This is a genomic window from Raineya orbicola, from assembly GCF_002843425.1.
GTDB lineage: Bacteria > Bacteroidota > Bacteroidia > Cytophagales > Thermonemataceae > Raineya > Raineya orbicola.
The window spans coordinates 45,364-53,116 of the sequence record NZ_NKXO01000026.1; the positions used below are offsets into that span (position 1 = coordinate 45,364).

Annotated in this window: 9 protein-coding genes and 1 riboswitch; of the genes, 5 read left to right on the forward strand and 4 right to left on the reverse strand. The window is 38.9% G+C overall.

Translation table 11 applies throughout. The features are described 5' to 3' along the window. Positions 1-91: 91 nt before the first annotated feature. The 4 genes from Rain11_RS09015 to Rain11_RS13900 form a co-directional block, all read right to left on the reverse strand. Complete coding sequence (locus Rain11_RS09015) at positions 92-784, reverse strand: ComF family protein (RefSeq protein ID WP_101359029.1); 693 nt, start codon at positions 782-784, stop codon at positions 92-94. Further along, a complete protein-coding gene (locus Rain11_RS09020; RefSeq protein ID WP_101359030.1) occupies positions 781-1,470 on the reverse strand; it encodes a hypothetical protein in 690 nt (229 codons plus the stop codon). The genes Rain11_RS09015 and Rain11_RS09020 overlap by 4 nt, the downstream gene beginning before the upstream one ends. 4 nt (positions 1,471-1,474) lie before the next feature. Then, positions 1,475-1,810, reverse strand: a complete 336-nt coding sequence (locus tag Rain11_RS09025; RefSeq protein ID WP_101359031.1) for a hypothetical protein — start codon at positions 1,808-1,810, stop codon at positions 1,475-1,477. A 171-nt stretch (positions 1,811-1,981) separates the two neighbouring features. Then, complete coding sequence (locus tag Rain11_RS13900) at positions 1,982-2,143, reverse strand: hypothetical protein (protein WP_165778105.1); 162 nt, start codon at positions 2,141-2,143, stop codon at positions 1,982-1,984. 246 nt (positions 2,144-2,389) lie between these two features. On the opposite strand from Rain11_RS13900, the gene pnp reads away from it, so the two are divergent. The 5 genes from pnp to Rain11_RS09050 all read left to right on the forward strand — a co-directional run bounded on the left by pnp (position 2,390) and on the right by Rain11_RS09050 (position 7,608). Beyond that, the gene (gene pnp / locus Rain11_RS09030; protein ID WP_101359032.1) at positions 2,390-4,522 is read left to right on the forward strand and encodes a polyribonucleotide nucleotidyltransferase; all 2,133 of its coding nucleotides are present in this window, start codon (positions 2,390-2,392) and stop codon (positions 4,520-4,522) included. Between the two features lie 113 nt (positions 4,523-4,635). After that, positions 4,636-5,274, forward strand: a complete 639-nt coding sequence (locus Rain11_RS09035; RefSeq protein ID WP_101359038.1) for a LutC/YkgG family protein — start codon at positions 4,636-4,638, stop codon at positions 5,272-5,274. A gap of 5 nt (positions 5,275-5,279) precedes the next feature. Then, entirely contained in the window at positions 5,280-5,588 is a 309-nt protein-coding gene (locus tag Rain11_RS09040) for a DUF3467 domain-containing protein (RefSeq protein ID WP_101359039.1), read from the forward strand. A gap of 53 nt (positions 5,589-5,641) precedes the next feature. Further along, a riboswitch (TPP riboswitch) is annotated at positions 5,642-5,746 on the forward strand. A gap of 75 nt (positions 5,747-5,821) precedes the next feature. Then, positions 5,822-6,550, forward strand: a complete 729-nt coding sequence (locus tag Rain11_RS09045; RefSeq protein ID WP_101359040.1) for a class I SAM-dependent methyltransferase — start codon at positions 5,822-5,824, stop codon at positions 6,548-6,550. A 2-nt stretch (positions 6,551-6,552) separates the two neighbouring features. Next, positions 6,553-7,608: an AIR synthase family protein gene (locus Rain11_RS09050; protein ID WP_101359033.1), complete on the forward strand. Its 1,056-nt coding sequence runs from the start codon at positions 6,553-6,555 to the stop codon at positions 7,606-7,608. The last annotated feature ends 145 nt before the right edge of the window (positions 7,609-7,753 follow it).

Sequence of the window (7,753 nt, forward strand, 5' to 3'; positions counted from 1 at the left end):
AAGCAAAAATGCCTTGTTTGCAAAATTTTTGAGGAATTTTGGATTTTTTTACTTTCGTAAATTGCTGTATGTTGTTATTGACTTGTATTGATTATGCCATAGCAATTGCCGCCACGCTTACAGAAAGGGCTTCAGCTTCCAAAAGAGCTTTACCACAAGCCTCTAACGTAGAGCCTGTTGTGATTACATCATCAACTAATAAGATATGCTTATTTTTGATAGTTTCAGGTTTTTGTACCTCAAAAACCCTGCTTACATTTTCCCAACGTTCCCAGCGACTTTTTTTCGTTTGTGTTTCAGTAGCAGTGTTACGAATGAGGGCAGATGGCTCAAAATGGCTTTGTAAATACGAGGCAAGCCCTTTGCCAAAATATTCGCTTTGGTTATAGCCTCTGATTTTGAGTTTTTTGGGGTGTAAAGGCACAGGTACAACTACATCAAACTGATTTTTCAACTCGGAATTGTTCAGCTCACTACTGTACCATTCACCCAACATTTCGGCAAGTTCAGGCTTATTTTGATACTTAATTTGGTGTAACATTCTTTGCACCTTTCCAGATTTGGTAAATTTCAGAAAAGCCAATCCGTAACGGATAGGCATTTTTCCATAAAATTTCTGACAAATTGGATTTTCTTGCGGGTTGATTTTATGAAAGTTAGTAAAAGGCAAATTGGCTCGGCAAGTTGTGCAAATTTTCTTTTCGCCTGAAAGCAAAATTCCCTGACAACCGTAACAGCAATCAGGGAAAAAAAGATGGAGAAAATCAGTCCAAAGTATTTTCATTTAGTTTCTAACTTTCCTAAGCGTAGTTGTTCGGAAGTCTGGCGTAAAATGCGATAAGTCTCGGCTTTATTAGCTTGCAAGAAGGCTACTTCATTCATTTCGGCTTTGAACTCATTCTGGGCTTTTTCTAACTCATCGCTGATTCGTTTTTCCATTTTATTGAGCCGTGCATATACTTCTTCTACTACGGCGTTCAGGTGGTTTTGGTCATTAGAAATAGCTTCATCAATTTCTTCGTAGAGTTTTTCTACTTTACTTCGCAAGTCTTTGGCATCTTTGCCAATAATAAATTCTTTGATAGCTCCGAGTTTGGTCATTTTAGCTTTGGTAACTCCTGAAATGCTGTCTTCATCATTGATAGTGATGTATTCTTCCTGCCTGCGGAATTTTTCGGCTTCGGCGAGCAAACGAGGCAAGGCTTTGTAAATATCTTGCATTTGCAGTTGCATTTGTCGGCGGTTTTCTTCAATCACAGTAGAAAAAAGCGACTTTACTTCTGCGAGTTGCTTTTCGTAGTCTTTTCGGTTTTCGGAAATGATAGACGTAAAAAGGTCTTTCATTCCTTGAAATTTTACTTCCAATTCTTGCCTATCGGGGTTGATAACCGCTTCTTTGAAGCTATTTACCTCTTCGGTAGGGAAAACATCAGGTTTTTTGAAGCTATCGCTTTTGTTAATATCCTCCATAGTTTTATTGAGCTAAAGTTTTAGAGATGTCCTCAAAAATATTACCCAAAGTGCTTTTGTAGATAGCATTGCGGCGATGTTGTTCAAGTTCAGCACGTAAAGCATTTTGCGTAGCAATAATTTTTTCAATAAGACGAGCTTCAACGGCTTCAATAGATTTGAGCAACTCTATTTTCACTTCATCAACTTTTACAGAAATTTGAGTGCGGTAATTTTCAACGGTTTTGCGTAGATTTTCTATTTCGCCGTTGTAGGTGCGGATTTCCTCGCCAAAAATAATTCGTTTGATTTCCTCTAATTTACTGCTTGATGAAGCGGAAGTATCGTTAAAATTTTCCATACTTGTTTGATTTAGTTGATTACTTGCCTAAGTAGTACGAAGGTTTGGCAAGTTACGAAAAAAAATTAAACAAAAAAAGTGTTTTCTAAAAAACAAAAAAAATACCTTCAAGAAATGAAGGTAAAGCTTTTTAAGTAAAAGACGATGCTATCCCAAAATGATAATGATAGCTTAACTTTGTTGTCCTTTTTTTGCCGCAAATTCTTTCTTGATAGCTTCTACATCTACTTTTTTCATAGGAGGTAGAGCAATCAGGCGACTGATAGCCTTGTTGCGTGCTTTGGCACGAGCTATATTTTTGCGATTTTTTCTTTGTAATCTGGTAACTGCCATTGCTGTAAATTTTAATGCCTCTGAAATTGAGGCACAAAGGTAAAATAAAAATTCTAAATAAGCAAGTTTGATTTAATTTTTTGTTGCCAAGTCTTAAAAAATGAGCAAAATTTTTGAGTTTTATAGAGTACAAGCCAATTAAGGCTAAAATTTTTCAACTTCAAAAAATTCCCTTTGGGTCTGCAAATTTTCCTTATATTTGCAAAAAATGTTAGATGTTCAAAAAATTGTTGAAAACCTAAAAAAATGATTCCCGAAGCAATTATTCAGAAAATTACCCTTTCCGATGGCAGAGAAATTACCATAGAAACAGGAAAATTAGCCAAACAAGCCTGTGGTTCAGTAGTGGTACGTATGGGAGGGACGATGCTACTAGCAACCGTAGTTTCTGCCGAAAAAGCCGATGAAAACCCGTCTTTTTTTCCTCTTTCCGTAGATTATCAAGAAAAATTCGCCGCCGCAGGGAGAATACCCGGTGGCTTTACTAAGCGAGAAGGCAAACTCTCTGACCAAGAAATTCTGATTAGCCGTTTGGTAGATAGAGCCTTGCGTCCTCTTTTTCCCGATGATTACTACAACGAAACGCAGGTTAATATTTTTCTCATTTCTCACGACCCCGAAGTAATCCCCGATGCACTCGCAGGATTGGCAGCTTCGGCAGCGATTATGGTTTCCGATATTCCTTTCAATGGACCTATGGCAGAGGTACGTGTGGCTAAAATCAATGGGAAATTGGTCATCAATCCTACCCCCGAAGAACTGGAGCAAAGCACTTTGGATATAATGGTAGGAGCTTCGGAGAAAGATATTGTGATGGTAGAAGGCGAAATGAAAGAAATTTCAGAAGCCGAGATGCTAGAAGCTCTTAAATTTGCTCACGAAGAAATTAAAATTCTTTGTCAAGCTCAAAAAGCATTAGAAGCCAAAGTCGGTAAAACCCAAAAAAGAACTATTGAAGTAAAGCAAGACCTTGAACTTCGCGAAAAACTTTTTGCTGAATATTACCCTAAAATGTATGCGGCAGCTCGCCTACTGCAAGCTAATAAAGAGCTTCGCAAAAAAGCCTTCAAAGCCGTTGAAGAGGAGTTTTACAATAGCTTACCCGAAGACCATTCAGTAGATTTGTATTTAGCAGATAAATATTTTCACGAAATACAAAAAACTGCCGCTCGTAATTTAGCTCTTGATGAAAAATTACGCCTTGACGGCAGAAAAGCCGATGAAATTCGCCCTATTTGGTGCGAAGTAGATTATCTACCTATGGCTCACGGCTCTTCAATTTTCACTCGTGGTGAAACGCAATCTCTTACTACGGTTACTCTTGGAACAAAACTTGACGAAAAGCAAATAGACCTTACTACCCAACAAGGCTTTGAGCGTTTTATCTTACATTACAATTTTCCTGCTTTTTCCACAGGAGAAATCAAACCTAATCGCGGTCCCGGTCGCCGTGAAATTGGACACGGAAATCTCGCTCAAAGAGGTTTGAAAGCCGTTTTACCCCCCGAAGACGAAAACCCTTATGTAGTTCGTATTGTTTCGGATATTCTGGAGTCCAATGGTTCATCATCAATGGCGACCGTATGTGCGGGTACACTTGCTCTGATGGACGCAGGCATTCAGATTAAAGCCCCCGTAGCAGGAATTGCTATGGGTATGATTTCCGATAGCAAAACAGGCAAATATATTGTACTTTCTGATATTTTAGGCGATGAAGACCATTTGGGCGATATGGATTTTAAGGTAGTAGGTACAGAAAAAGGCATTACTGCCTGCCAAATGGATATAAAAGTAGATGGGCTTTCTTACGAAGTGCTTGCCGAAGCTCTGGAGCAAGCCCGAAAAGGTCGTTTGCATATCTTGGAAGTGATGAAACAATGTATCGCTGAACCTCGTCCTAATTTGAAGCCTCACGCTCCACGCATTGAGGTCATCAAGATTGACAGAGACCAAATTGGAGCAGTTATCGGACCCGGTGGAAAAGTAGTGCAAGAAATTCAAAAAGAATCAGGGGCTACGGTCGTATTGGAAGAAAAAGATGGTATCGGCATTGTCAATATTTACGCCAGCAACGAAGATTCTTTGAATAAAGCCTCGCATCGTGTAAAAATGATTGTGGCTATCCCCGAAGTAGGTGAAGTTTATACAGGTAAAGTGAAAGCTATTCAGCCTTATGGAGCATTCGTAGAGTTTTTGCCGGGCAAAGATGGCTTTTTGCATATTTCAGAAATTAAATGGGAACGCTTGGAAACCATTGATGGAGTGTTGGAAATCGGCGAAGAAATACTTGTCAAACTCATTGAAATTGATAAAAAAACAGGTAAGTACAAACTATCGCGTAAAGCTCTTTTACCCAAACCCGAAAAAGCTAAAAGTTAATTCTGAATAAGCCTGTTTTTTCATAAAATTTTGAAAAAGTAAATTTGAAATTCAAGGTGCAAATTTGGTTTTGCCCCTTGAATTTTCAAGCGATTGAAATAGTAGTTTCTGAGATGAATAAAGACCGAGAAAAAATTTTACAAGCCATTCACAAGGCTTTACAAACGCCTTCTGTGAAACCTGTCAGACCTGATTTCAATACTTCTATTTACAATCCTGACGAAAAAAACGAAGACTGGGCTATCCTTTTTGCCCAAAACCTAAAAAAAGTGCAGGGTGAGTTCTGCTATTGTACCGATGAAAAGGATTTTATTGCTAATTTACTCGGACTTATTAAGCATAAAAAAGCAAATGAAATTTTTGTTTGGGAAAAAGAACTGCAAAATTTTTTAGAAATTACAGATGTTCCTTTTCAAAAAAACACCCAAAACCTAAAAAATGCAGAAATTGGTATAACTTCCTGCGAATATCTTATAGCTCGTACGGGGAGTGTTTTGGTGAGTAGCAAGCAAAACTTGGGCAGAAGCCTTAGTATTTATCCCCCTATTCATATTGTTGTGGCATTTGCTTCGCAAATAGTGTATGATGTAGAAACTGCTCTTGCGAAAATGCGAGAAAAATACAAAGTTTTTCCCTCAATGCTTTCGTTTATTACAGGACCGAGCCGAACCGCTGATATAGAAAAAACCCTTGTGCTGGGTGCTCACGGACCAAAAGAATTACACGTTTTTCTCATTGACAATAACTCTTGAATATTATGGCAAAGAAACCACCCTTTGAAAATGCGCCGCAAATAGATGTAGAACTTCCCGCTGAACTTGCCGAAGGTTCTTATTCTAATTTGGTAATGATTTCTCATTCTCCTACCGAATTTGTATTTGATTTTATCACGATGCTTCCGGGGCTTCCTAAACCCAGAGTAATTTCTCGGATTGTGATGTCTCCCGAACACGCTCAGAACTTTCTGAATGCTCTCAAAGAAAATATTGAAATGTATGAAAATAGCTTTGGGAAAATTAGAAGCGGTAATATCACAATACCTTTCGGGAAAATCGGAGAAGCATAGGCTAAATCGGATAGTTTCTTGAACTTTTTCCATACGAATAAAGTTATTTTGTAAATGTTGCAACGGGGTGCTTTGAAAGGCTTACTTTCAAGGCTGAGAATATACCCGAAACACCTGATGTGGATAATACCAACGAAGGGATTGCAAATTGAAACGTGCCTTTGCATATTCAAATAGCATTTGCCCTTGTTGGTCCAGACAAGGGCTTTTTTTATTTACAACCTTCATCATTTATGGAAAATACATCAAACACCAAATTATCTGTTCTTATTCCTGCTCATTGGCAAAGTTGGCAGAATCGCCCTGAATGGTTTTTTAATCGTCAGCATACCGATACTTACGAGCTTTGGTACGAAGGACGCTACAAAAGAGCTGAAATTTGGCAAAAAAAAGTAATGGAACAATTAGTTTCCAAAGATAAACGTATAAAAACTTTACTGGAATTTGGCTGTGGAACAGGACGTTTTACGCGTTGGTGGAAAGATATTGGCATTGAAGCCACAGGAGGCGATATTTCACCTTTGATGCTTTCACAAGCTCTGCAACTCTTTGACGGCGACCTTGTAATGGCAGACTCTCACCATATGCCTTTCAAAGACCATACCTTTGATGCACTTGCTTTCATTACAACTTTTGAGTACTACAAAAAACCTGTGCAGGTTATTCAGGAAGCGGCAAGAGTAGCCAAATACGGTATCGCAATGGGAATGATGAATCGCAACTCCTTAAAAGTAGTTCGCAGACGCATACAACAATTTTTCGGTAAAAATCCTTTTTACGTTACGGCTACTTTCTACACTCCGCAAAAACTTATCAAAATTATTGATACAGCCCTCAAAGGACGAAATTATAGCATTGAATGGACTTGTACAGGTCTGCCAAAATGGTTTCCTGTTCAGCAGTGGGGCTTGCCTTATGGCGATTTCTTTGGTTTATATGTGCAATTTAACGATGTAGCTTAATAATGGAAAAGCATTTAGGAAAAGTTGAACAGAATTTTTTAGAAAATGTAATTGCCAAACAATGTGGTGCAGAGCAGGCGAGTTTGCGAGTAAAACCTCAATTTGGGGTAGATGTGGCGGTTATTGAGCTTGCAGGCGGTCAGGTGATGGCTATTACCAGCGACCCGCTCTCGCTTATTCCTTCTTTGGGGCTTGCCGAGTCGGCTTGGCTTTCAGTGCATTTGCTTGCTAACGATATGGCAACGACAGGCTTTTCGCCTATGTTTGCCCAATTTGTCTTAAACTTACCTGATTGGTTTTCTAAAAGCGATTTTCAGACTTACTGGGGGCATATTCATCAATTTTGCAAAGAAATAGGCGTCGCTATTACAGGCGGGCATACGGGGTTTATTGAAGGACAAAATTCTACCATTGCAGGCGGTGGCACTTTTTGGAATTTCTGCCCTGCTGACCAAATTCTCACTACCACTCAATTACGCGAAGGAGATGTGATTTTAGTTACTAAGCAAAGTGCCATTTCATCGGTAGCCATTTTGGCAATGAGCTTTCCGCAGACTATTCAAAATAAACTTGGTAAAGAAGTTCAGCAGAAAGCCGCTGAAATGTTCTACCAAACCAGTTCCTTAAAAGATGCTCTTGCGGCAAGTAACGGCAAACCGCAATCCGAGGGCATCTCTGCTATGCACGATGTAACCGAAGGAGGCATTTTAGGAGCTATCTATGAAATGGTATCCGCCGCCGATAAAGGTGTTTTAGTCTATGACAATAAAATCCCCGCCGATGAAACCATAAAGGCTGTTTGCGGTTTGTTTGAATTAGACTACCGCTATTGTGTGGGTGCGGGTTCTATGATTATTGCTTGCTCACCTGAAAAGGCAGAAAGCATTAGCAAACGCTTGCAAAGGGAAAATATCCCCTGTACGCAAGTAGGTGAAGTGAAAAACAAAAGTTTCGGTAAAAAATTACTGCAAAACGATAAACTGCTGGATATGCCTTACTTTGATACAGACCCTTACTGGCAAGCGTTTTTCAAAGCCCTGCAAAGTGGTTGGAAGTAAAAATTTTGCGGTTTTTATCAATATGACCGCCAAGTTATGAATTAGTGGATATTGACGGCGTTTAATTTAACAAAATTAAGAAAGATTTCATCATTAAGAAAATCCTTATTGTTTTTTTGTGAGGTATAAAAAAAATACTTATAGC